This window comes from Pseudomonas sp. TH31 (assembly GCF_016650815.1).
Classification (GTDB): Bacteria; Pseudomonadota; Gammaproteobacteria; order Pseudomonadales; family Pseudomonadaceae; genus Aquipseudomonas.
Map to the genome: position 1 here is coordinate 55,736 of NZ_JAEKEZ010000014.1, position 24,537 is coordinate 80,272.

At 59.8% G+C, this 24,537-nt stretch carries 14 protein-coding genes and 6 pseudogenes; 6 read left to right on the forward strand and 14 right to left on the reverse strand.

The window, feature by feature from the left end:
- The first annotated feature begins 6 nt into the window (after positions 1–6).
- From JFV26_RS33405 to JFV26_RS10625, 3 genes and pseudogenes are all read left to right on the forward strand, one after another.
- The gene (locus JFV26_RS33405) at positions 7–774 is read left to right on the forward strand and encodes an iron-containing redox enzyme family protein (protein ID WP_242487795.1); all 768 of its coding nucleotides are present in this window, start codon (positions 7–9) and stop codon (positions 772–774) included.
- 11 nt (positions 775–785) lie between these two features.
- Positions 786–930 (forward strand): annotated as a pseudogene (locus JFV26_RS33410) (7-cyano-7-deazaguanine synthase); the annotation flags it as partial.
- Between the two features lie 151 nt (positions 931–1,081).
- The gene (locus JFV26_RS10625; RefSeq protein ID WP_201192092.1) at positions 1,082–1,528 is read left to right on the forward strand and encodes an excinuclease; all 447 of its coding nucleotides are present in this window, start codon (positions 1,082–1,084) and stop codon (positions 1,526–1,528) included.
- 345 nt (positions 1,529–1,873) lie between these two features.
- On the opposite strand, the gene JFV26_RS10630 is transcribed toward JFV26_RS10625, so the two are convergent.
- Positions 1,874–2,329 (reverse strand): type II toxin-antitoxin system PemK/MazF family toxin, encoded by a 456-nt coding sequence (locus JFV26_RS10630; RefSeq protein ID WP_242487796.1) that lies wholly within the window; start codon positions 2,327–2,329, stop codon positions 1,874–1,876.
- A gap of 222 nt (positions 2,330–2,551) precedes the next feature.
- Between JFV26_RS10630 and JFV26_RS10635 the strand changes: the two genes are divergently transcribed.
- Entirely contained in the window at positions 2,552–2,986 is a 435-nt protein-coding gene (locus tag JFV26_RS10635) for an excinuclease (RefSeq protein ID WP_201192094.1), read from the forward strand.
- A 45-nt stretch (positions 2,987–3,031) separates the two neighbouring features.
- Here JFV26_RS10635 and JFV26_RS10640 read toward each other — a convergent pair whose 3' ends face one another.
- On the reverse strand, positions 3,032–3,475 hold the full coding sequence (locus JFV26_RS10640; RefSeq protein WP_201192096.1) for a DUF2846 domain-containing protein: 444 nt from the start codon (positions 3,473–3,475) through the stop codon (positions 3,032–3,034).
- Between the two features lie 90 nt (positions 3,476–3,565).
- Complete coding sequence (locus tag JFV26_RS10645) at positions 3,566–4,459, reverse strand: LysR family transcriptional regulator (protein WP_201192098.1); 894 nt, start codon at positions 4,457–4,459, stop codon at positions 3,566–3,568.
- A 168-nt stretch (positions 4,460–4,627) separates the two neighbouring features.
- Between JFV26_RS10645 and JFV26_RS10650 the strand changes: the two genes are divergently transcribed.
- Complete coding sequence (locus JFV26_RS10650; protein WP_446739917.1) at positions 4,628–5,854, forward strand: MFS transporter; 1,227 nt, start codon at positions 4,628–4,630, stop codon at positions 5,852–5,854.
- Between the two features lie 160 nt (positions 5,855–6,014).
- Here the strand turns inward: JFV26_RS10650 and hemE are convergent, their stop codons facing one another.
- The 11 genes and pseudogenes from hemE to JFV26_RS10705 all read right to left on the reverse strand — a co-directional run bounded on the left by hemE (position 6,015) and on the right by JFV26_RS10705 (position 21,831).
- Complete coding sequence (gene hemE / locus JFV26_RS10655; RefSeq protein ID WP_201192102.1) at positions 6,015–7,082, reverse strand: uroporphyrinogen decarboxylase; 1,068 nt, start codon at positions 7,080–7,082, stop codon at positions 6,015–6,017.
- Positions 7,083–7,349: 267 nt separating this feature from the next.
- Positions 7,350–8,767, reverse strand: a pseudogene (locus tag JFV26_RS10660) (FAD-dependent oxidoreductase).
- Between the two features lie 33 nt (positions 8,768–8,800).
- A pseudogene (gltB, locus tag JFV26_RS10665) lies at positions 8,801–13,244 on the reverse strand (glutamate synthase large subunit).
- Positions 13,245–13,595: 351 nt separating this feature from the next.
- On the reverse strand, positions 13,596–15,179 hold the full coding sequence (locus JFV26_RS10670; RefSeq protein ID WP_201192104.1) for an AAA family ATPase: 1,584 nt from the start codon (positions 15,177–15,179) through the stop codon (positions 13,596–13,598).
- Positions 15,180–15,188: 9 nt separating this feature from the next.
- Positions 15,189–16,289: a 3-dehydroquinate synthase gene (gene aroB, locus JFV26_RS10675; RefSeq protein WP_201192106.1), complete on the reverse strand. Its 1,101-nt coding sequence runs from the start codon at positions 16,287–16,289 to the stop codon at positions 15,189–15,191.
- A gap of 151 nt (positions 16,290–16,440) precedes the next feature.
- Complete coding sequence (gene aroK, locus JFV26_RS10680) at positions 16,441–16,959, reverse strand: shikimate kinase AroK (RefSeq protein WP_201192108.1); 519 nt, start codon at positions 16,957–16,959, stop codon at positions 16,441–16,443.
- 4 nt (positions 16,960–16,963) lie between these two features.
- Positions 16,964–19,044, reverse strand: a pseudogene (gene pilQ, locus JFV26_RS10685) (type IV pilus secretin PilQ).
- A gap of 13 nt (positions 19,045–19,057) precedes the next feature.
- Positions 19,058–19,585, reverse strand: a complete 528-nt coding sequence (locus JFV26_RS10690; protein WP_201192110.1) for a pilus assembly protein PilP — start codon at positions 19,583–19,585, stop codon at positions 19,058–19,060.
- A complete protein-coding gene (gene pilO / locus JFV26_RS10695) occupies positions 19,582–20,205 on the reverse strand; it encodes a type 4a pilus biogenesis protein PilO (protein WP_201192112.1) in 624 nt (207 codons plus the stop codon). The genes JFV26_RS10690 and pilO overlap by 4 nt, the downstream gene beginning before the upstream one ends.
- On the reverse strand, positions 20,202–20,768 hold the full coding sequence (locus tag JFV26_RS10700; protein ID WP_201192115.1) for a PilN domain-containing protein: 567 nt from the start codon (positions 20,766–20,768) through the stop codon (positions 20,202–20,204). Before JFV26_RS10700 ends, pilO begins: the two co-directional genes overlap by 4 nt.
- A pseudogene (locus JFV26_RS10705) lies at positions 20,768–21,831 on the reverse strand (pilus assembly protein PilM). The gene JFV26_RS10700 and the pseudogene JFV26_RS10705 overlap by 1 nt, the downstream one beginning before the upstream one ends.
- Before the next feature lie 218 nt (positions 21,832–22,049).
- On the opposite strand from JFV26_RS10705, the pseudogene JFV26_RS10710 reads away from it, so the two are divergent.
- A pseudogene (locus tag JFV26_RS10710) lies at positions 22,050–24,490 on the forward strand (penicillin-binding protein 1A).
- Positions 24,491–24,537: the final 47 nt, after the last annotated feature.

Below are 24,537 nucleotides of genomic sequence, written 5' to 3' on the forward strand. Positions count from 1 at the left end.
GTTTGTATGGCGTTGATTATGCGAAAAATCCAGTCCCTCGCCGAAAGCGTGTTCACCCATAACGCCTTGAATAATCTTTTCTACCGACGATGGCTGGCTGGCCCACTCCCCCTCGCCGACGTTGAAGTGTTTGCTCGAAACTACCTGGCCCGCACCACGCGGAGCTCCCGTAGGGTTGCCCTGCCATTGGTGATCACGGACGACTTGTACGCTCAGCTCGAAATCGCCACAAAACGCTACTCCGAGATGGGCTACGGTAACCCGGAAAAGACCCATCTCTGCCTGCTGGAAAATTATTTGATCGATCTTCTCAGCCGTCTCGCCGGTCAGCCATACCGCATGGACAAACTCATGGCTTTGCCTGTGCTGGACAGCAGCCACACGTTTAATCGCGAAAAACTGAGGTTTTACATCGACGGTGACCACGATAATCCGCGCCGTATACTCGGCACGTTGTTGGCTCAGGAGTGGCTGGCCCATTCGATGCTCAGCCGTTTGTACGAAGGGGCGCGCAACTATAAGCACCTGTATGCCAATAACGACGACTTTCATGAACACTGCGAGTATTTTTACATCCACATCGGCGATGCGGAAAAAGAACACAAGATCCAGGCCGTGAATGCCGCCAGCCAGGCATGCACCACCGACCAGCACATCGAGGAAGTCAGTACAGCGTTCTACCGCTTCCTGATCCTCACCGAGCAGTACTGGGACGGAATAGCCCGTGCCATGCCCAGCGTGCAAAATCGGGTTACATCCAAGGGGAAGAGTTGATTCAGCACCACACCCTGTCTTGTTACAACGGAATAAAAGGCAGTGGATGCGGCAACTGTGACGCGTGCAATCTTCGGGCGAAAAGGACTGAATGAGTTTCTTGAAAATAAATCAGCGGTCATGAACCGCCTGAAAGATAAATTGGGATTGAAATAGTTTTAACCTCGAGCTCACAGAGGTCGACCCGTTCCGGCAAAATGCGCCGCCAATACGCAATGAATAACAACGTTGCCTGCGGCGGCGTCAGCACTTCGCGGATCCTGCGTCGCTGGTCGTAACCGTATTAATCAAGGTCAAGGAGACCTCCATGCACTTCAAGAAACTCGCCGCTGCCGCCACCCTGCTGATCTGCGCCCTGCCGGCCGTCAGCCAGGCTCGCGACACCACGGTGTACCTGCCTCTCGACAAAGCCGTTGCCGAGGCCACCCGCACCGGCAAAATCGATGGCAGCGTGAAGTTCTACCTGGCGGGCAACACCCCGGCCGGCAACGTTACCGTCGTCAGCCCGGGCGCCGTGACCAACAAGAAAACCAACGCCTTCAACAAGACCGACGCAGTGGCCTGCGAATGGGTCGCCCAATCGGCAATCATCAGCCTGTTCCAGGCCGCGAAAAACGCCGGGGCGAATGCGGTGACCAACATTGTCAGCTTCTACAAGAGCAACGAGCGTAAAGACACCACGACCTATGAATGCCACGCTGGGGCGATCATGGCCGGGGTTGCGTTGAAAGGGGATTTGGCGAAGGTTCAGTAAGGACCGTCAGCCAGGACACAGAACCGGAATGCGCAACGCATTCCCTGTAGGCGCTGCCGAAGGCTCGGGCCGCGATCGGACGATCTTTTGACTTTGCTTTTTAAAGGCAAGATCAAAAGATCGCAGGCTCCGCCAGCTCCTACAGGGTCAGGGGTTGTGTCTTCTGGCGATCATTGCTGCTACGCACTCAAAACGGGAGCGAGCTCTTCCTCGCCACAACGACAAAGGGCGCCTTTCGGCGCCCTTTCACAAACAGGTTGGCTTGTCATCGCCCTGTACCTGTCCGGCTCTGCGATGGCTGGTCACCCAGGATCCTCAGAGTCTCACAAGCCCCTTTCGGGAACGTCAGCAGTATTGCTTTAAATTGAACGAACGACAACGGCTGGCAATTCGCCCTGTCACGCCCATTTTAGGGCCATCAAAGGCCGAGAGCGCTGCGTACTGCGGCTTTGATGGCAAAAACTCATCTGTTGCAAGTTGTGAAATGAGATAAATACGCTTTCCCTGACGATCCCGGCTCTTGATCCGGTCCAGTCTGGAGAGACTTACGGTGGCAACCATGTCGCATTTTGCCCAGCAGATCGGACTGGCGCCCTGCAAGTGACTCGTGAGCTTAAGATGATAGTCAAGTACACAGTCAGGGGCGGTGGTGCTCAGCGGTACGACCGTCACCAATAAACTATTGGTCCTGTGTTTACGTATCACGACAACCGGCCTGACCTTGATCATCTCGGGGACTTCATAACCCCTGAAGTCACAAATCAATACGCTGCCTTCCTGGGGTTGATATCGAAGTGGCATCCATGGCACTCATCGAAAGAAATCGATATTGCGCAAGAATCGAGTAAATCACTAAGGCAGATCCGTTACCTGAAATGTCCTCCCTCTGGCGTTCCAGCCAAAAGCGCCAAGCTAATCCAACATCTACACTCGCTCAAACAGGCCAACGCACGCAGCCTGCATGAACGGCGAGTTCCGGTCGCTTGAACACTCGCGGTTCTCTTTCAAGTCAAGGAGATGACCATGCAAGCGAAAGCCCTGTTCGCCGCCCTTGTGTTCAGCCTGCTCCCCAGCGCCAGTCAGGCGACCAACCTCATGTACATGCCGTTCGAAACCGTCCTGTCCGACGCGATCCGCGCCGGGCGGCTGGATGGCAGTGTGAAGTTTTACCTGGCCGGGAACGGGCCGACGGCGAACCGGCAAAGGCAGCGCATGAATGTGATCAGCGATCTGGGGACCAACGCATCCAACAAGAGTGATCGCGATGCTTGCGAGTGGGGGCTGCAATCGAATCTGATCAAGTTTCAGGCCGACGCCAAACGCGTTGGGGCGACGGTGACCAATATCGTCAGTGACTACGACCAGCATGTGCGCAAGGATCTGAATACTTATGAGTGTCGGGTCGGGATTTTTGTGGCGCGGGTGGCGTTGCGGGGGGATTTGGTGCGTATTCCGTAAAACGGAACGCCCCCGCGACTGGCGCAGGGGCTGTCTGCTGGCTTCTTACTGAGCTTGAATCAACTTGCTTTCAGCAACGCCGGCACGGCCGGCTTTGTCATCGACGACTTGCAGGTTGTTACGCGCTTTGATGAAGCCCACTTTCACTTCCTGCCAGACAAAGTAGTTCTTGCCGGCTTCTGCGGTGAGTTTCAGTTCGGAATCGTTTTCCGCCGAAGACACCAGGGTCTGCTGACCAGCCGGAACGGCCAACATCAGGTAGGACTTGGCGACAGTCTCCCCCACAGGTTTGCCATTGAGCGTAACCGGCATTTTCACCCCGGCGCCCATGCTCTCGTTGCGATACACGTAGATGTTGGCTTTGTCCGGGGAAACCTGGAAGGTTTTCGCTTGAGCGTCCTGGCCTTCATCAGCCATTTTTACCGAAGCACAACCAGCGGTCAGTGCGGTCAATGCCAACAAAGCGGTGAAGGTGATCTGCTTGAACATCCTGTATCTCCATAGTGTGTGATGTGCCATGACGGTTATCGGCCGATACGACAAAAGGCAAAGGGCCATCACCCATAATATCTTGAAGACCTATGGCGTCAGCTTGCGTGTCAACAATTCAACAAACGCCTTGGCCATCGGCGATTTCTGATCCTTGCGTTGCACCAGCCACACTGCCGACACCGCTTGCGGATCGAGCAGCGGCCGATAGACCACGCCATCAATGCGCATCCGCCGATAAGACGCTGGCAACACCGACACACCCAGCCCCGCAGCCACCAGCCCGATGATAGTCATCGCCTCGCCGGCCTCTTGGGCGAAGTGTGGGCTGAAGCCGGCGTCCCGCGCCAAGGTCAGCAATTGGGCGTACAGACCGCTGCCATAGCTGCGTGGGAAAAATACGAAAGGTTCGAGGGCCAGGGTTGACAGAAACAAGCCTTCTTCGCTGCCGTTCACCAGCGGATGCTTGGAGCTGAGCACTGCCACGAGGGGTTCGCGCATCAACTCCACGACGCTGAGGGAATCCGGCAAACCGAGCGGTCGCATGATCCCGACTTCAATCGATTCATCCACCAGTGCGTCGGCCACTTGGGTGCTGCTCATCTCCCGCAGGTTCAGGTGCACGGCCGGGAAGCGTTGGCGAAACGAGAAGATCGCCTGGGGAATCGTGGAGTTGAACGGTGCCGACGAGGTGAAGCCGATTTTCAACTCGCCCAGTTCACCGAGTTGCGCACGCCGGGCGACGTCCGCCGCTTTGTCGACCTGAGCCAGCACCAGCCGCGCCTCTTGCAGAAACAACCGACCGGCCTCGCTGAGTTCGACCCGACGATTGGTGCGCTCGAACAAGCGTGCGCCGACCTCGGCTTCCAGTGCCTGGATCTGCTGGCTCAAGGGCGGCTGAGAGATGCCCAGGACCTGGGCGGCGCGGCCGAAATGCAGTTCTTCGGCGACGGCGATGAAGTAGCGCAGGTGACGCAATTCCATGAAAACCCCATTAGGTCGTAAAACGTCTTAAACAGGTCGAATAATATATTGGATTGAATCGTTAGGCAGCTATATGCTTTTTTCCATTGCCTGACCGGCTGCGCCCCTCCGAGGTCCGAAGTGAAAACTGCTGTCGCCCCGCTCGCCCATGAAGTTCCGCCCACGGCGCTGGACGATGTTGTCGCCGAGCTGAACGAGATCTACATCGAAAAAGGCACGCCGATGTTCATGCGCACGGTGCTGGCGCTGTTCTCCGGCGGCTTCGCGACGTTCGCCCTGCTCTACTGCGTGCAGCCGATGATGCCGCTGCTGTCCCACGAATATTCGATCAACGCAGCGCAAAGCAGCCTGATTCTGTCGGTGGCCACCGGCATGCTCGCGATTGGCCTGCTGATTACTGGCCCGATTTCCGACCGCGTCGGGCGTAAGCCGGTGATGGTCACGGCGCTGTTTGCGGCAGCCTTGTGCACCATGGCCAGCGCGATGATGCCGAGCTGGGAAGGTGTGTTGATCATGCGCGCGTTGATCGGGTTGTCGTTGAGCGGCCTGGCGGCGGTGGCCATGACTTACCTGAGCGAAGAGATTCACCCGCAGCACATCGGCCTCGCCATGGGTTTGTACATCGGCGGCAACGCGATTGGCGGGATGAGCGGCCGCTTGATTACCGGTGTGTTGATCGACTTCGTCAGCTGGCACACGGCGATGCTGGTGATCGGCGGCCTGGCGCTGATTGCGGCGACGGTGTTCTGGAAGATCCTTCCCGAATCGCGCAACTTCCGCGCCCGCTCAATGCACCCGCGCAGCCTGCTCGACGGCTTTACCATGCACTTTCGCGACGCCGGCCTGCCGCTGCTGTTTGTCGAAGCCTTTGTGCTGATGGGCGCGTTCGTCACGCTGTTCAACTACATCGGCTATCGCCTGCTGGCGGCCCCCTACAACATGGACCAGGCGTTTGTCGGGTTGCTGTCGGTGGTGTACCTGTCGGGGATTTATAGCTCGGCTAAAATCGGCTCGCTGGCCGACAAACTGGGCCGGCGCAAAGTGCTTTGGGCAACGATTGTGCTGATGCTTGCAGGCCTGGCGCTGACGATGTTCACGCCGCTGCCGGTGGTGATCATCGGCATGCTGATCTTCACCTTCGGCTTCTTCGGCGCGCATTCGGTGGCCAGTAGCTGGATTGGGCGCCGGGCGATCAAGGCCAAGGGGCAGGCGTCTTCGCTGTATCTGTTCAGTTATTACGCCGGGTCGAGCATTGCCGGGACGGCGGGTGGGGTGTTCTGGCACCTGGGCGGGTGGAACGGGATCGGGTTGTTTATTGGTGGGCTGTTGGTGATTGCGTTGTTGGTGGCGTTGAAGCTGGCGAAGTTGCCGCCGTTGGGTGGTGTGAAGGCTTAACAGCAAAAGATCGCAGCCTTCGGCAGCTCCTACAGGATTGAGTGAACCCGTTACCCAACGATTCACATCACCGGTGTAGGAGCTGCCGAAGGCTGCGATCTTTGATCTTGCCCAAACAAAAACGCCCGGCATAAGCCGGGCGTTTTTTATTGGGCGACGATCACTCGTGATACTGCGCCGACAGTTCATGCACAGCGCGCATGAACGCACCCGCATGTTCCGGATCAACTTCCGGGGTGATGCCATGGCCGAGGTTAAACACGTGGCCACTGCCTTTGCCGTAGCTGGCAAGGATGCGGCCGACTTCGGTGCGAATGGCTTCTGGCTTGGCGTACAACACCGTCGGGTCCATGTTGCCTTGCAGGGCGACTTGGTTGCCGACGCGCCGGCGGGCTTCGCCAATGTCGCAGGTCCAGTCCAGGCCCAATGCATCAGCACCGGCGTCGGCGATGCTTTCCAGCCACAGCCCGCCGTTTTTGGTGAACAGGATGACCGGCACTTTGCGGCCTTCGTGTTCGCGGATCAGGCCGCTGACGATCTTGCGCATGTAGGCCAGGGAGAACTCCTGGTACGCCGCCGCCGAGAGGTTGCCGCCCCAGGTGTCGAAGATCTGCACCGCTTGCGCGCCGGCCATGATCTGGCCGTTGAGGTAGCTGGTGACAGACTGCGCGAGTTTATCCAGCAGCAGGTGCATGGCTTGCGGGTTGTCGTAGAGCATGGCCTTGGTCTTGCGGAAGTCTTTCGACGAACCGCCTTCGACCATGTAGGTGGCCAGGGTCCACGGGCTGCCGGAGAAGCCGATCAGTGGCACGCGGCCGTTCAGTTCGCGGCGGATGGTGCTGACCGCGTCCATGACGTAACCGAGGTCCTTGTGCGGATCCGGAATCGGCAGGGCTTCGATGTCGGCCATCGTGCTGATGACTTTCTTGAAGCGTGGACCTTCACCGGTTTCGAAGTACAGGCCTTGGCCCATGGCGTCCGGGATGGTCAGGATGTCGGAGAAGAGGATCGCCGCGTCCAGTTGCGGGTAGCGGTCGAGCGGCTGCATCGTGACTTCGCACGCGAACTCCGGGTTCATGCACAGGCTCATGAAGTCACCGGCCTTGGCACGGCTGGCGCGGTATTCAGGCAGGTAGCGACCGGCCTGACGCATCATCCATACCGGCGTGACGTCTACAGGTTGCTTGAGCAGGGCGCGAAGGAAACGGTCGTTCTTCAGGGCAGTCATGTCGGCATCCGGAAAAAAGTGCGGGCATTTTCTCAGAGCGCGACGCAAAAGGCACGGTTGCAGGTCAGCCTTTTGTCTATCGGGTCAATTTATTGCGGTGAAACTCCGGTATTGGTAACACCCTGAAACCAATGTGGGAGCGGGCTTGCTCGCGAAAGCGGTGTGTCAGTCGACATCAATATTGACTGTTACACCGCCTTCGCGAGCAAGTCGAATCGTCGCACCGCCGCTCCCACATTTTGATCGCATTCCAATTCTGGAAAGTGATCAGACGCCCAGGTAATCCAGGATCCCTTCAGCAGCATTACGCCCTTCGAAGATCGCCGTCACCACCAGGTCAGAACCGCGAACCATGTCGCCACCGGCGAAGATTTTCGGGTTGCTGGTCTGGTGCTTGTATTGACCTTGTTCCGGCGCCACAACGCGGCCCTGGCTGTCGGTCTGGATGTCGAACTGCTCGAACCACGACGCCGGGCTTGGACGGAAACCAAAAGCGATGACCACGGCATCCGCCGGGATGATCTCTTCGGAACCCGGATCGGCTCAGGGCTGCGACGGCCACGGGCGTCCGGTTCGCCGAGACGGGTCTCGACCACTTTCACGCCTTCGACACGGTCTTCACCGACGATGGCGATCGGCTGGCGGTTGTAGAGGAATTTCACGCCTTCTTCCTTGGCGTTCTTCACCTCTTTGCGCGAGCCCGGCATATTCGCTTCGTCGCGACGATACGCACAGGTCACCGACTTGGCGCCCTGGCGAATCGAGGTACGGTTGCAGTCCATCGCCGTATCGCCGCCGCCCAGCACTACAACCTTCTTGCCTTTCATGTCGACGAAATCGGCCGGCGACTTTTCAAAGCCCAGGTTGCGGTTGACGTTGGCGATCAGGTAATCCAAAGCGTCATGCACGCCCGGCAGGTCCTCACCGGCAAACCCGCCCTTCATGTAGGTGTAGGTGCCCATGCCCATGAACACGGCATCGTATTCTTCGAGCAACTGCTCGATGGTCACGTCCTTGCCCACTTCGGTGTTCAGACGGAACTCGATGCCCATGCCGGTGAAGACTTCGCGGCGATTGCTCAGCACGGTCTTTTCCAGCTTGAACTCGGGGATGCCGAAAGTCAGCAAACCGCCGATTTCCGGGTTCTTGTCGAACACCACCGGGGTCACGCCGCCGCGCACCAGCACGTCGGCACAGCCCAAACCTGCCGGGCCTGCGCCGATCACTGCGACACGCTTGCCGGTCGGCTTGACCTTGGACATGTCCGGCCGCCAGCCCATGGCGAACGCGGTGTCGGTAATGTACTTCTCGACCGAACCGATGGTCACCGCACCGAAGCCGTCGTTAAGGGTGCACGCACCCTCGCACAGACGATCCTGCGGGCACACCCGGCCGCAGACTTCCGGCAGGGTGTTGGTCTGGTGCGACAGCTCGGCGGCCTGGAGGATGTTGCCCTCGGCCACCAGTTTCAGCCAGTTCGGAATGAAGTTGTGCACCGGGCACTTCCATTCGCAATACGGGTTACCGCAACCCAGGCAGCGGTGGGCCTGATCGGCCGAATGCTGGGGTTTGAAGGGTTCGTAGATTTCCACGAACTCTTTCTTGCGTTGACGCAACAGTTTCTTCTTCGGATCTTTGCGCCCGACGTCGATGAACTGGAAGTCGTTATTCAGACGTTCAGCCATTGTTAAAACCTCATCAAACTCTTCAGGCGCATATCACTGCGGGTTGGCACGGGTGCTGGAAAGCAACGATTTCAGGTTGGCAGCCTTGGGCTTGACCAGCCAGAAACGGCGCAGATAGTCATCGAGGTTTTCAGCGAGGTTACGACCCCATTCGCTGTCGGTTTGCGCGACGTATTCGTCCAGCACGCGTTGCAGGTGGCTGCGATAGGCTTCCATCGCTTCGCCGCTGATCCGCTGGATTTCCACCAGTTCGTGGTTGACCCGGTCAACGAAGGTGTTGTCCTGGTCGAGCACGTAGGCGAAACCGCCGGTCATGCCTGAGCCGAAGTTGTAACCGGTTTTGCCCAGGACGCAGACGAAACCACCGGTCATGTACTCGCAGCAATGATCGCCCGTGCCTTCAACCACGGTGTGGGCACCGGAGTTACGCACAGCGAAACGCTCGCCCGCGGTGCCAGCGGCGAACAGCTTGCCGCCAGTGGCGCCGTACAGGCAGGTGTTGCCGATAATGGCGCTGTCCTGAGTCTTGTAGACGCTGCCCTTGGGCGGCACGATGACCAGTTTGCCGCCGGTCATGCCTTTGCCGACGTAGTCGTTGGCGTCGCCTTCCAGGTACATGTTCAGGCCGCCGGCGTTCCACACACCGAAGCTCTGACCGGCCGTCCCTTTGAAGCGGAAGGTGATCGGTGCGTTCGCCATGCCTTGGTTGCCGTGCTTGCGGGCGATTTCACCGGAGATCCGCGCGCCGATCGAACGGTCGCAGTTGCAGATATCCAGCGCGAAATCAGCACCGCTCATGTCGTTGATGGCCGAAGTGGCCATGTCGACCATTTTCTCGGCCAGCAGGCCTTTGTCGAACGGTGGGTTGCGCTCGACCTGGCAGAATTGAGGCTTGTCTGCCGGGATGTGATCGCTGCCCAGCAACGGGGTCAGGTCCAGATGTTGCTGCTTGGCGGTCTGGCCTTCGAGGATGTCCAGCAGATCGGTACGGCCGATCAGCTCTTCGAGGGAGCGCACGCCGAGCTTGGCCAGCCACTCACGGGTTTCTTCAGCCACGTAGGTGAAGAAGTTGATCACCATGTCGACGGTGCCGATGTAGTGGTCTTTACGCAGCTTCTCGTTCTGAGTCGCGACGCCGGTGGCGCAGTTGTTCAGGTGGCAGATGCGCAGGTATTTGCAGCCCAGGGCGATCATTGGCGCGGTACCGAAGCCGAAGCTTTCAGCGCCGAGAATGGCTGCCTTGATCACGTCGAGGCCGGTTTTCAGGCCGCCGTCGGTTTGTACCCGGACTTTGCCGCGCAGGTCGTTGCCACGCAGGGTCTGGTGGGTTTCGGCCAGGCCGAGTTCCCACGGAGCGCCCGCGTATTTGATCGAGGTCAGCGGCGATGCGCCGGTGCCGCCGTCGTAGCCGGAGATGGTGATCAAGTCCGCGTAGGCCTTGGCCACACCGGCAGCGATGGTGCCGACGCCCGCTTCTGCTACCAGTTTCACCGAGACCAGGGCCTTCGGGTTGACTTGTTTCAGGTCGAAAATCAGCTGCGACAAGTCTTCAATCGAATAGATGTCGTGGTGCGGCGGCGGCGAAATCAGGGTCACGCCCGGCACTGCATAACGCAGCTTGGCGATCAGACCGTTGACCTTGCCCCCTGGCAGCTGACCACCTTCGCCGGGCTTGGCGCCCTGAGCAACTTTGATCTGCAGTACTTCAGCGTTGACCAGGTATTCCGGGGTTACACCGAAACGGCCCGTCGCCACTTGCTTGATTTTCGAGCTCTTGATGGTGCCGTAGCGCGCCGGGTCTTCGCCGCCTTCGCCGGAGTTGGAACGCGCACCGAGGCGGTTCATGGCTTCGGCCAGGGCTTCGTGGGCTTCAGGCGACAAGGCACCGAGGGAGATGCCCGCGGAGTCGAAGCGCTTGAGCACCGATTCCAGCGGTTCGATCTCGCTGATGTCCAGCGGCGTGTCCAGGGTTTTGACCTTGAACATGTCGCGGATCATCGACACCGGACGGTTGTCCACCAGCGCCGTGTATTCCTTGAACTTGCTGTAGTCGCCCTGCTGCACAGCGGCTTGCAGGGTGCTGACCACGTCCGGGTTGTAAGCGTGATATTCGCCACCGTGGACGAACTTCAGCAGACCGCCCTGCTGAATCGGCTTGCGCGGGCTCCAGGCTTCGGCGGCCAGTGCTTTCTGCTCGGCTTCGATGTCGACGAAACGCGCCCCCTTGATGCGGCTTGGCACGCCACGGAAGCTCAGTTCGCAGACTTCTTCGGACAGGCCGATGGCTTCGAACAACTGCGCACCGCGGTACGAAGTAATGGTCGAGATACCCATCTTCGACAGGATCTTCAGCAGGCCTTTGGTGATGCCTTTGCGGTAGTTCTTGAACACCTCATAGAGGTCGCCCAGCACTTCACCGGTCCGGATCAGGTCGCCCAGCACTTCGTAGGCCAGGAACGGATAGACCGCCGAGGCGCCGAAACCGATCAACACCGCAAAGTGATGCGGGTCGCGAGCCGTCGCCGTTTCCACGAGGATGTTGGAGTCGCAACGCAGGCCTTTTTCGGTCAGGCGGTGGTGTACCGCGCCGGTGGCGAGCGAAGCGTGGATCGGCAACTTGCCCGGGCAATGTGACGGTCACTCAATACCACCTGGGTACGACCGGAGCGAACGGCTTCTTCAGCCTGATCGGCAACGTTGCGGATCGCCGCTTCGAGGCCGACGCTTTCGTCGTAGTTGAGGTCAATGATCGCGCGCTCGAAACCCGGACGATCGAGGTTCATCAGCGAGCGCCACTTGGCCGGGGAAATAACCGGCGAGCTGAGGATCACGCGCGAAGCGTGTTCCGGCGACTCCTGGAAGATGTTGCGCTCGGCACCGAGGCAGATCTCCAGCGACATGACGATGGCTTCACGCAGCGGATCGATCGGCGGGTTGGTGACCTGCGCGAACTGCTGGCGGAAATAGTCGTATGGCGTACGCACGCGCTGGGACAGCACGGCCATTGGCGTATCGTCGCCCATCGAGCCAACGGCTTCGTAGCCTTGTTCGCCGAGCGGACGCAGTACCTGATCACGTTCTTCGAAAGTGACCTGGTACATCTTCATGTACTGCTTGAGCTGATCGACGTCGTAGAAGGCCGATCCGTGGTCATTGTCTTCCATGGTCGCCTGGATGCGCAGGGCATTCTTGCGCAGCCATTGCTTGTACGGATGACGAGACTTCAAGCGGTTGTCGATCGCGTCGGTGTCGAGGATCTGACCGGTTTCGGTGTCCACGGCAAAGATCTGGCCCGGACCAACGCGGCCCTTGGCGATCACGTCTTCAGGCTGGTAGTTCCAGACACCGATTTCCGACGCCAGGGTGATAAAACCGTTTTTGGTGGTGACCCAACGCGCCGGACGCAGACCGTTACGGTCGAGCAGGCACACCGCGTAACGACCATCGGTCATTACCACGCCGGCCGGACCGTCCCATGGCTCCATGTGCATCGAGTTGTATTCGTAGAACGCCCGCAGATCCGGGTCCATGGTTTCGACGTTCTGCCACGCAGGCGGAATGATCATCCGCACGCCACGGAACAGGTCGATGCCACCGGTCACCATCAGCTCGAGCATGTTGTCCATGCTCGAGGAGTCGGAACCCACGCGGTTAACCAACGGGCCGAGTTCTTCCAGGTCCATCAAATCGTTGGTGAACTTGGTGCGACGCGCCACGGCCCAGTTACGGTTGCCGGTGATGGTGTTGATCTCGCCGTTGTGGGCGAGGAAGCGGAACGGCTGCGCCAACGGCCATTTCGGCAGGGTGTTGGTCGAGAAGCGCTGGTGGAACACGCAAATCGATGTTTGCAGGCGCTGGTCGCTGAGGTCTGGATAGAAGGCGGTCAAATCCGCCGGCATCATCAGGCCTTTATAAATAATGGTTTTGTGCGAAAAGCTGCAGACGTAGTGATCGGCGTCTGCGGCGTTGGCCACCGACGAGCGACGACGGGAGGTGAACAGTTTGACCGCCATCTCCTGATCGCTCAGGCCGTCACCGCCGATGTACACCTGCTCGATTTTCGGCAGGCGCTCGAGCGCCAGGCGGCCAAGGACGCTGGTGTCGATCGGCACTTTGCGCCAACCGACGAGGGTCAGGCCGGCCGCGAGGATCTCGCGGTTCATGTTCTCGCGAGCGGCCTCGGCTTTGACCGGGTCCTGGTTGAAGAAGACCATGCCCACGGCATATTGCTTGGGCAGCTCGACGCCGAAGGTTTCCTGGGCGATGGCTCGCAGGAACACGTCCGGCTTTTGAATCAGCAAGCCGCAACCGTCACCGGTCTTGCCGTCGGCGTTGATCCCACCGCGGTGGGTCATGCAGGTCAGGGCCTCAATGGCCGTTTGCAAAGGGTATGACTGGGCTCGCCCTGCATATGGGCTATCAGGCCAAAACCGCAGTTATCCTTGAATTCATCTGGTTGGTACAGACCTGCTTTCATAGACACTTTCTCACCAGGCTGCCTCTTTTCGAGGCAAATTTCTTTTCAATTCAACCACTTGCCATCCGCGCCGAACGTACGCCAGCTTTGCGGGGGCAAAAGGGAGGTCATTGTACACACCGACACAGGGGCTCACAAATTTGACGACGATTTGTCGCAAATCTATGTCGCATTTGTGAAAGGTTTAAAGCGATATGCTGTGCTAGTCAAAACTTTTTTAATGTTGACCGCAACGACTCAAAGACTACTGTGACGCAGACGCCACAAGGCACGCGGCCTCCAGGGCAGCATGCTACTTGCGGAATATTTTGAGGTGCCGGGAGAGGCGGCCTGGGTAAGGCCGCCGAATCTTCAGCGAGCTGTGGCCAGTTCCTGTTGGACGCTGGCGACGGAGCGAGGCCAAGGTTTACCAGCCTGAACCTTCGCTGGCAAGGCCTTGATAGCGGTAACGGCTGCATCGCGGCTGGCGAAGCTGCCGTAGGTGATGACGTAAAGCGGCTTGCCGTTGAGGACTTTCTTGAAATAACGGTACTCGCCGCCCTGCTCCTTGACGAAGGTTTGCGCAGAGGCTTCGGAGCTGGTGCCGAGAATCTGCACCACGTAGTTGCCCGGCGCTTGCCCGGCGTACCAGCCGCTACCGGCGGCCTTGGCCACGGTAACCGGCTTCTCGGCAGGCTTGGCGGCAACCACAGGCTTGGCAGGCGCTGGCGCCGGCTTAGCCACGGGAGCAGGCGCTGGCTTGGCGGTAGCGACCTGAGTCGGTGCCGGAGCCGGTTTGGCGGCAGGCGTCGGCGCAGGACCCGGCTGGATGCCCGTAGGTGGCGCGATCGTGGTCACAGTCGGCGGTGTAGCGCTGGAGCCTTCGACCGGCACGCCGTCGTCGCCCTCAGTGATGCCACCGGCCGCTTCGGCCAGCGGGCTGCGCATGACCGGTTGCGACTGGCCAACCAGCGGCAACGGCATCGGCTGCGTGTTACCGGCGAACTCCACGGAGGGAGCGCCTCCGGCGGCGTTCGGTTTTGGCGTACCCAGTGGCAGCTGGGCCTGTTCGTTGGCCGGTGCGCCGGTGGTCGGTGTCTTGCTGCGGCCCGGCATCAACCAGGCGGCGGCTACCGCGACCACGACTACGGCAGAAATCGCCAATACGTGTTTCTTCGGCATGTTGAACCCCATACTTGGACGCTTCACCGCTGTGCGGCTGGCAATCATGGCTTCGATCATCGCATCGCGGGCGACCTGGTTGATGTTGCCAGGCCAACCGTCGGAGCTTTCGTGAATATCAGAGATCTGATCTGCGGTAAAAAGTTCGATACCGCGACCGGCGCCTTCGAGACGCTGGTCCAGATACTCGCGAGTTTCTTCTTCAGTGTAAGGCTGCAATTCGATGACGTGGAAGCGCTCTTCCTCAAGGCTCAGCGCCTCCAGTTGAGCGATGAGCGACGATTCACCGAACAGGAACACGTGCGGGCGACCTTCCGGTGCGCCGGCCGCCAGGGCCATCAAGGCTTCGAGTGCGGATTCGTCGAGCTGCTCGGCGTCATCCACCAGCAAGTAGACTTCCTGCCCGGTGAGGGCAAGCTGAACCACCTGGGCCAGAATCGCGCCGACCTCGGCCTGGGCCACGTTCAGCGCCTGGGCGACCTGGCGCAAGACACCGGCGGCATCGCCAGCGCCACGGGCGGAAACCACCACGCTTTGCACGGACTGCTTGTTGGTGCTGGCCACCAGGGCCTGACGCAACAGGGTCTTGCCGCTGCCTTGCGGGCCGGTGACCACCAGCAGCAACTGGCTGTATCGGGCCAGGTGATGCAGTTGTCCCAGCACCGGTTTGCGCTGGGCCGGGAAAAATTTGAAGCCAGGCACCCGTGGAGCAAAAGGGTCATGACTTAACTGGTAATGGCCGAGGAAAGCCTCGTCGGCATGCAAACTAGTCATCGGATCTTATTAACCTTTAAGCTGAGCCAGGGCGCGGTAATCCGCTCCCAGCGTGGCCTGTAGAACCTCTTTCGGATAATCGTCGGTCACCACTGCTTCGCCCATTTGGCGCAGCAGCACCAGGCGCAAACGACCGTCGATCACTTTCTTGTCAATTGCCATGTGTTCGAGAAAATCGGCTTCGGTCATCTCTTCAGGCGGGATGACCGGCAAGCCGGCACGCTGGAACAGGCGAATACCGCGATCTCGCTCTTGCTCGCTGATCCAGCCCAGGCGTGCAGACATTTCCAGCGCCATTACGGTGCCAGCAGCGACTGCTTCACCATGTAGCCACACACCATAGCCCATGTGGGTTTCAATGGCGTGGCCGAAGGTGTGCCCCAGGTTCAGCGTGGCGCGCACGCCGGTTTCCTTTTCGTCAGCACCGACCACCGCAGCCTTGGCCGCACAGGAGCGTTCGATCGCATAAGTCAGGGCCACCTGATCCAGGGCGCGCAGGCGATCAACGTTTTCTTCGAGCCAGGTGAGGAACGGCTCGTCGCAGATCAACCCGTACTTGATGACTTCCGCCAGGCCCGCGGACAGTTCGCGAGCCGGCAAGGTATTGAGGGTGGCGGTATCGATCAGCACCACGTTGGGCTGATAGAAAGCGCCGACCATGTTCTTGCCCAGCGGATGGTTGATCCCGGTCTTGCCGCCCACCGAAGAGTCGACTTGCGACAGCAGTGTGGTCGGCACCTGAATGAAATCGACGCCGCGCTGGTAGCAGGCTGCCGCAAAACCGGCCATGTCGCCAATCACGCCGCCACCGAGGGCGATCACCGTGGTCCGGCGGTCGTGCCGGGCGGTCAGCAGACCGTCGAAAATCAATTGCAGGGTTTCCCAGGTCTTGAAGGCTTCGCCGTCGGGCAGTATCACCGAGACGACCGAGAACTGTGCGAGGCTTTTGGTCAGACGTTCGAGATAGAGCGGCGCCACAGTCTCGTTGGAGATGATTGCCACTTGCCGCCCGCGAACGTGCGGGGCCAGCAACTCGGGCTGATCCAACAAACCTTCGCCAATATGAATCGGGTAGCTGCGCTCGCCTAGATCGACCTTGAGTGTCTGCATGTGTCCCCACAGTGAAGATGGAATCAGGCGTCCTGCCTTGAGTTAACCAATGTCCGCGGCATCTGCTGATGTGACGCCGGTTGATAGCCATCCGCCACAACCTTGAGCGGCCATGACAGGACGCCGAGGATAGCGCATTTCGCGCTGCGCTTTAACGGGGAGGTAGCTGCTGCAAGCGTTCGAGGATGTCGAGCACCACCATTCGCGGCGGCCGCTCATCGGTTTCTACCACCAGATCGGCGATTTCCCGATAAAGCGGATCGCGGATCGCCAGCAAGTCCCGAAGGGTCTTGGCCGGATCGGCGGTGCGCAACAGCGGACGATTGCGGTCACGGGCGGTGCGGCCGACTTGCTGCTCGACGGATGCGTGCAGATAAACCACACGTCCCCCGGCATGCAGCGCCCGACGATTGGCTTCGCGCATGACTGCACCGCCACCGGTCGCCAGTACTACGCCGTCGCACGCGCACAGCTCTTCGATCATCGCTTGCTCACGATCACGAAAGCCGGGTTCGCCTTCCTTATCGAAGATCCACGGGATATTGGCGCCCGTGCGCAACTCAATTTCCTTGTCGGAATCTTTGAATGGCAGGCGCAGCTCTTTGGCCAGCAACCGGCCGATGGTGCTTTTTCCAGCCCCCATCGGTCCTACAAGAATCAAATTTCGCACAGAATCAACGACTCACAGCAATCGCCTGGTTATTCATGATACGCGGAGTGAGAAATACCAGCAGCTCGGATTTTTTCTCCGAAACCACGTCACGCCGGAAAAGGCGGCCAAGATACGGCACATCGCCGAGAAATGGCACCTTATCTACAACCTTGCTCTGAGTATTTGAGAAAACCCCGCCAATGACGATGGTCTCGCCGTCATTGACCAGGACCTTGGCGTTGACTTCGTTCTTCTTGATCGGCGGTACATCCTGCACTTTGTTGAGGTAGTCCGGCTCATCCTTGGTGACCTTGACCTCCATGATGATGCGGTTATCCGGGGTGATTTGCGGCGTCACTTCCAGGGACAGCGACGCCTCCTTGAACGCTACCGACGTCGCACCGCTGGAGCTGGCTTCCTGATAGGGGATCTCGGTGCCCTTGAGGATTTTCGCGGTTTCCTTGTCGGACGTGACCACCTTGGGTTGCGAGACGATTTCGCCGTTACCGGTTTTTTCCATGGCCGTCAGCTCAAGGTCGAGCAGCACGTTGTCGGTGATGAAGGCGATACCGATCCCCGACGTATTGCCCGCCGTACCCATGTCGACGAACGGTGAGTTGGTGCTGGTGCTGCCCGGCGTACCAATGGTGGTTGAAGACCCATTACTGACACCCGAGGTGTTCCAGTTACCCTTGTTCTGCACCGACCCGCCCCAGCGCACGCCGAGACTCTTGTCGTAATCGACGTTGGCTTCGACGATCCGCGCTTCGATCATTACCTGGCGCACCGGGATGTCCAGTTGCGCGACGATGCGGCGAAGCTCGTCGAGGCGATCCTGGGTCTGGTAGGCGATGATGTTGTTGGTTCGATCGTCGACCGTGATCGAGCCCCGTTCGTCGACTTTCGCCTCGGCGCTGGTCACCGAGGTGAACAGTTTGGCGATATCGGCAGCCTTGGCGTAGTTGACCTGCAACAGTTCACGACGCAGCGGCGCCAGTTCGGCGATCTGTTTCTGCGACTCCAGTTCCTGGCGCTCACGGGCGGCGATCTCATCCGCCGGGGCGACCAGTAACACGTTGCCAATCTTGCGTTTGTCCAGCCCCTTGGTTTTCAGCACCAGGTCCAGGGCCTGATCCCACGGCACGTTCTGCAGACGCAACGTGATGCCGCCCTGCACGGTGTCACTGGCCACCAGGTTGAGGTTGGTGAAGTCGGCGATCAGTTGCAGCACCGAGCGCACATCGATGTCCTGGAAGTTCAGTGAAAGCTTTTCACCGGTGTAGGCAAAGCGCTCGGCGTTACGCTTTTGCAAGTCGTCGGCGGTCACCGCCCGGATGCTGACAGTCAGCTTATTGTCGGTCTGGTAGGTCGAATACTCATAGGCGCCGACAGGCTCGATGCTGATCGTGGCGCGGTCGCCGGTGGCAGCGGCGTTGACGAACTGCACCGGGGTGGCGAAGTCCTTGACGTCCAGCCGCACGCGCAACGGCTCGGGCAATTGGGTTTTGGCAAAACCGAGGATGATCTTGCCTTCGCGCTCCTGAATGTCCGGGGCGATGGTCGGATCCGACAGATCGATCACCACATTGCCTTCGCCCTGGGTCCCGCGCTGAAAGTCCACGCCCCGAATGGCCTTGCTCACGGGGGCATAGGTTCTTGCGGGAGCCGGTTTTGCAGTGGCGACGCGCGGTGCGCTGGCGACCGGTTTGGCCGCCGCGCCGTTAGCACCTTGCCCGACGACCACGAACAGCGTGTTGCCGGCCACCCGGTGCTGTAAGGCGTCAGCTGGGTCAGGTTGATGATCAGTCGCGTGCGGTCCTTGGCTTCCACCACCGTGGCATTGCGCGCGTTACCGCCACCGAGCTCGCGATTTTTGCTCGCCAGTTTGCTCACCACGCCTGGCAGATCCAGCGCAATTCGCGCCGGTTGCTCTGTGGTGTAACCGTGGGGCGGCGGCGGTGGCCCGTCGAAGGTCAACTTCAACTCGACGCGGTCACCCGGCAGTGCTGCGACATCCAGCGTGTTGAGGTTGGCCGCTAGTACCATCGGCGACAGCAGCGCTATCCATAGCGAAATACCGAAGGTTGAGAAAATCCTGTTCATTGTTCGAGTTCCACTATGAGTGCTCTTTCAAAGGGATGGTCCGCGGCCGTTCCAGCCAGGCGCCTTCACCATCGGGAACGATTTCGACCACATCGACTTGCGAGCCGCTGATGGCGATGATCCGCCCATCGTTACGCCCCAGGTAATCGCCGACTTTCAACCGATGCACACCGCCGGCCCCGCGCAGCAACGCAAAGGAACCGCTGGCATTGGAGATCGTGCCGACCATTTCAAACTGCTCGATGTTGAATCCTTCGAGGTACTGCTTGACCCGATTAAGGTCAGGTTTGACGTTACGCGAACCGTGCTTTTGACCGGCCATGTCGACTCTGACCTGCCGGGAAAACGGGCTGCGCAGGCTGGCGGCGCTATAGGTGAATGTGGGGGAAGACCGGAATGTCGGCGCAGGTTCAATCTTGCCGGCCGGGCGCAGACGTACTTCGTTCATGTACGCGTCGAGGTCGCTGAAGCCATTGTCACCGCCACACCCGGCCAGGCCCACCAGCAACACACCCATGGATAAACAACGAAACGGGGTCATTTTTGCAGCCCCTTGTCGTTGTAGCGGTAGGTCTTGGCGAGGATGCTCATGCGCAGCTTCGTACCGCCTTCGGGATTGGCCGGCGCAAGGTCGAAGTCATGCAGCGTGACGATTCGCGGCAACCCGGCCACGCCACTGACGAACGTGGCCAGGTCGTGGTAAGCGCCGGTAACGGTGATCTGAATCGGCAACTCGATGTAGAACTGCTGGGTGACTTCCGGCAGTAACTTGATCTCTTCGAACTCCAGGCCGCTGCCCAGACCGGTGCGGGTGATGTCCTCCAGCAGGCCGGGCACCTCGGTGTCGCTGGGCAACTGCCGCAACAGCACACCAAAGGAATTCTCCATCGCTTTCATCTGTTGGGTGTAGAGCTCAAGGTTCGCCGCCATGCCGGCCTTGCTGGCGAATTGGTCCTTGAGCGTCGACTCTTCCGTGCGCTTGAGATCGAGCTGATCTTCCAGGTCGCTGATGTAAAAGTAGTAGCCCAGCCCCAGCACCATAACCATCAGCAGAATACCCGCCAGCGCCTTGATGGCTGGCGGCCAGGAACCCATGTTGTTGGTGTCCAGATCGTTGAAGTCGATCTTGCGCAGCTCGTCGAACCATTCGGACGGCCTCATTTAGCGACCTCCATCGCGGTAGGCTGAGTCTGACGGACGGTCAGTTGAAAAACGTTGGCCTGGTCCAGTTGGCCGGCGGTCGTCGCTTTGACCTCGGTCAGGCTTGGCGCATCGAACCAGTCCGAGGCCTCCAGATTGCGCATCAACTCCGACACTTTGTTGTTCGACTCCGCCGCACCGGTGACGGCCAGGATCTTGCCGGTCAGTTTTACTTCCGTGAAGTACACCCCGTCCGGCAGGGTTCGCGCCAACTGGTCAAAAATTCGCCCGCTGATCTGCCGGTTGCCTTGCAGGTCCTGGATGATGCGCATGCGCTCCACCAATTGCTGACGGCGAGCCTTGAGGTCGCTGATTTGCTTGATCCGCTCGTCGACCACGGCAATCTGTTTGCCGAGGTAATCATTACGGGCCACTTGTTGATCAATGGCGCTACTGATGACCTGATCGGCAATCAGGAGCAAACCCACCGAGCCGACCAGCACACCCACCAGCGTCAGCAGAAAACGCTTGCGGCGTTCTTCGCGCAGTTCTTCGCGCCAGGGTAAAAGGTTGATCCGCGCCATCAGTCGAAACTCCTGAGGGCCAGACCGCAGGCAATCATCAAGGCCGGGGCATCACTGGCCAGGGCACCGGCGTTGACCTTGCTGCTCAGCGCCATGTCGGCAAAGGGGTTGGCGACCTGGGTCGGCGTCCCTAGCCGCTGTTCGATCAGCCGGTCGAGCCCGGGAACCGAGGCGGTGCCGCCTGCCAGCAGGATATGGTCGACCGAGTTGTACTGACCGGACGCAAAGAAGAACTGCAACGAACGAGACACCTGCTGCACCAAGGCATCGCGAAAGGGCTGCAACACCTCGCTGACGTAGTCGTCCGGCAAGCCGCCCTGTTTTTCGCCAGCCCGGCCTGTTCAAGGGTCAGGCCATAACGGCGCTGGATCTCTTCGGTGAGCTGGCGGCCGCCGAACAGTTGTTCGCGGGTGTAGATGATCCGGCCGTTGTGCAGCACGCTCAGGGTGGTCATGGTCGCGCCGATGTCCACCACCGCGACGGTCGGGCGCTCCTGGTTGGAGGCGAGTTGGGTGACCAGCAGACCAAAGGAACGTTCGAGGGCGTAGGCCTCGACGTCGACCACTTTGGCGGTCAGCCCGGCCAGGGCCAGGGCGGCTTCACGGACTTCGACGTTTTCTTTGCGACAGGCGGCCAGCAGCACATTGACCCGCTCGGGGTTGCGCACCGAGGGGCCCTGGACTACGAAGTCGATGGCGACTTCGTCCAATGGATAAGGGATGTATTGGTCGGCCTCGATCTTGAGCTGGTTCTCCATCTCGTCGTCGGAGAGCCCGGCGTCCATCTCGATGGTCTTGGTGATCACCGCCGACCCGGCCACGGCCACGGCGACGTTGCGGACACTGGTCCGGGCCTTGAGCAGCACACGCGACAGTGCCTGGCCCACACCTTCGAGCTCGGCGATATTTTTCTCGATCACGGCGCTGGGCGGCAGCGGTTCAACCGCATAGGCCTCGACCCGATAGCGGTCGCCCTGGCGACTCAGCTCCAAAAGCTTCACCGACGTGGAGCTGATGTCGATCCCCAAAACCGTTCTGGTCTTTTTATTGAAGAGTCCTAGCACTACCAATTCCCTATGACTATCCGTGAGTTACGGACTCTGTAATGTGTGTTGCGTTCAATCACCCTGTCTTGACAGAAGCGCAAATAACGCTCCCTGCGGAAAAATGCTTATAATGCCCAGCGTTTTTTTCCGCTTTTACTGCCGGCGCGGGTCGTTCTCTGTGTAGCCGAGACCCTGTTGCCAAATTCATTCTTTGCCCTGGATGTCCAAAAGCCTTGATTCGTCTGCTGAAATTTTTCGGTTGGTCCATCGTCGCCGTTTTCTGCGGACTGCTTTTAGGTCTCAGTGGCGCCTATCTTTACCTTAGTCCGGGTTTGCCATCCGTGGAGGCGCTGAGAAGCATTCAGTTGCAGATTCCTCTACGGGTATACAGCAGCGACAACAAGTTGATTGCAGAATTTGGCGAAATGCGCCGGACTCCAATCCGTTTCGCCGACATTCCCCCCAATTTCATCAATGCGCTACTCAGTGCTGAAGACGACAATTTCGCCAACCACTATGGCGTCGACCCCAGCAGCCTGATGCGTGCCGCGACCCAACTGGTGAAAAGCGGACACATTCAGTCCGGCGGCAGCACCATCACCATGCAGGTAGCGAAGAACTTCTTCCTGAGCAGCGAACGCAGCTTCTCGCGCAAAACCACCGAAATCCTGCTGGCCCTGCAGATCGAACGACAGCTGACCAAGGACGAGATCCTTGAGCTGTACGTCAACAAGATCTATCTGGGTAACCGCGCCTACGGCATCGAGGCGGCGGCGCAGGTCTACTACGGCAAGTCGATTCGTGATGTGAGCCTGGCGCAGATGGCGATGATCGCCGGCCTGCCAAAAGCGCCGTCGCGCTTCAACCCGCTGGCCAACCCGACCCGCAGCAAGGAGCGTCGCGACTGGATCCTGGGGCGCATGTACAAGCTCGGAAAAATCACCGAAGCCGACTACACCACCGCGATCAACGAACCGCTGAACGCCAGCTATCACGTGCCGACTCCGGAAGTGAATGCACCGTACATCGCTGAAATGGCCCGCGCCGAAATGGTCGGCCGCTATGGCAGCGACGCCTACACCGAAGGTTTCCGCGTCACGACTACCGTGCCGAGCAACTTGCAGGAAATGGCCAACACCGCGGTCCACGAAGGCCTGATGACCTACGACCAGCGTCACGGCTACCGTGGCCCTGAATCGCGCCTGCCGGGCAAAACCCGTGAAGCCTGGGCCACCGAACTGACCAAGCAGCGCACTATCAGCAGCCTTGAGCCAGCCATCGTCACCCAGATCGACAAAAACGGCGTGCAAGTGATGACCCGCACCGGCGACGAACACGTTGGCTGGGACAGCATGAAGTGGGCACGGCCATTCCTGAACACCAACAGCATGGGTGCCAACCCGAAACAGCCGTCGGATGTGGCTCAGGTCGGTGACTTGATTCGCGTACAACGCCAGGCGGACAACTCGCTGAAGTTCAGCCAGATCCCCCAGGCCCAGGGCGCACTGGTTTCCCTTGATCCGCAGAACGGTGCGATTCGTTCGCTGGTCGGCGGCTTCGCCTTCGAGCAGAGCAACTACAACCGCGCCCTGCAAGCCAAGCGTCAGCCGGGTTCGAGCTTCAAGCCATTCGTCTATAGCGCTGCGCTGGATAACGGCTACACCGCCGCCACCCTGGTGAACGATGCGCCGATCGTGTTTGTCGACGAGTACCTGGACAAGGTCTGGCGGCCGAAGAACGACACCAACACCTTCCTCGGCCCGATCCGCCTGCGTGAAGGGCTGTACAAGTCGCGCAACCTGGTGTCGATCCGACTGGTGCAGGCGCTGGGCGTTGATCGCACCATCGACTACATCAGCCGGTTCGGCTTCAACAAGCAGGACCTGCCGCGCAACCTGTCCCTGGCCCTCGGCACCGCGACCCTGACGCCAATGGAGATCGCTACCGGCTGGAGCACCTTCGCCAACGGCGGCTACAAGATCACCCCGTACATCATCGACAAGATCGAAAGCCGCAACGGCGACACACTGTTCGTCGCCAACCCGCCGTCGGTGCCTCATGGTGATGCAACGACCAGCGGTGTCGCCGCACCGGCCGCCCAGACGTTCACGGTCAACCCGACCCCGGCGAGGCGCCAGCCGCACCTGGCACGTTGCCGCAGACGCCAGCCCTGGCTGAACGCATTGTCGATGGCCGCACCACATTCATCCTCAACAGCATGCTTGAGGACGTGATCAAACTCGGTACCGGCCGCCGCGCACTGGCACTGGGCCGTCCCGACATCGCGGGCAAGACCGGTACCACCAACGAATCCAAGGATGCGTGGTTCTCCGGTTACAACGCCGATTACGTGACCACGGTCTGGACCGGTTTCGACCAGCCTGAAAGTTTGGGCCGCAGGGAGTACGGCGGCACCGTCGCGCTGCCGATCTGGATGAACTACATGGGCGCTGCGCTCAAAGGCAAGCCGCCACACACGCAACCAGAGCCGGAAGGCATCCTCAGCCTGCGGGTCGACCCGGTCAGCGGCCGAGCGGCCACGCCAAGCACGCCTGGCGCCTACTTCGAGCTGTTCAAGGCCGAAGACACGCCACCGTCGGTGAACGAGCTGGGCAACGGCACTGCGCCGGGCAGCCCGCTGCCAGCGGACGAAGCGGCGCCGATCGATTTGTTCTGATCCGGTAGCGCAACAAAAAGCCCCGCCTTCGAGAGAAGCGCGGGGCT

What these genes read in the sequence shown, in the direction of transcription:
- JFV26_RS33405 (WP_242487795.1), top strand. Translation starts at nt 7, where the DNA reads ATGGCGTTGATTATGCGAAAAATCCAGTCCCTCGCCGAAAGCGTGTTC.
- JFV26_RS10625 (WP_201192092.1), top strand. Translation starts at nt 1,082, where the DNA reads ATGCACTTCAAGAAACTCGCCGCTGCCGCCACCCTGCTGATCTGCGCC.
- JFV26_RS10630 (WP_242487796.1), bottom strand. Translation starts at nt 2,329, where the DNA reads ATGCCACTTCGATATCAACCCCAGGAAGGCAGCGTATTGATTTGTGAC.
- JFV26_RS10635 (WP_201192094.1), top strand. Translation starts at nt 2,552, where the DNA reads ATGCAAGCGAAAGCCCTGTTCGCCGCCCTTGTGTTCAGCCTGCTCCCC.
- JFV26_RS10640 (WP_201192096.1), bottom strand. Translation starts at nt 3,475, where the DNA reads ATGTTCAAGCAGATCACCTTCACCGCTTTGTTGGCATTGACCGCACTG.
- JFV26_RS10645 (WP_201192098.1), bottom strand. Translation starts at nt 4,459, where the DNA reads ATGGAATTGCGTCACCTGCGCTACTTCATCGCCGTCGCCGAAGAACTG.
- hemE (WP_201192102.1), bottom strand. Translation starts at nt 7,082, where the DNA reads ATGACTGCCCTGAAGAACGACCGTTTCCTTCGCGCCCTGCTCAAGCAA.
- JFV26_RS10670 (WP_201192104.1), bottom strand. Translation starts at nt 15,179, where the DNA reads ATGACTAGTTTGCATGCCGACGAGGCTTTCCTCGGCCATTACCAGTTA.
- aroB (WP_201192106.1), bottom strand. Translation starts at nt 16,289, where the DNA reads ATGCAGACACTCAAGGTCGATCTAGGCGAGCGCAGCTACCCGATTCAT.
- JFV26_RS10690 (WP_201192110.1), bottom strand. Translation starts at nt 19,585, where the DNA reads ATGACCCCGTTTCGTTGTTTATCCATGGGTGTGTTGCTGGTGGGCCTG.
- pilO (WP_201192112.1), bottom strand. Translation starts at nt 20,205, where the DNA reads ATGAGGCCGTCCGAATGGTTCGACGAGCTGCGCAAGATCGACTTCAAC.
- JFV26_RS10700 (WP_201192115.1), bottom strand. Translation starts at nt 20,768, where the DNA reads ATGGCGCGGATCAACCTTTTACCCTGGCGCGAAGAACTGCGCGAAGAA.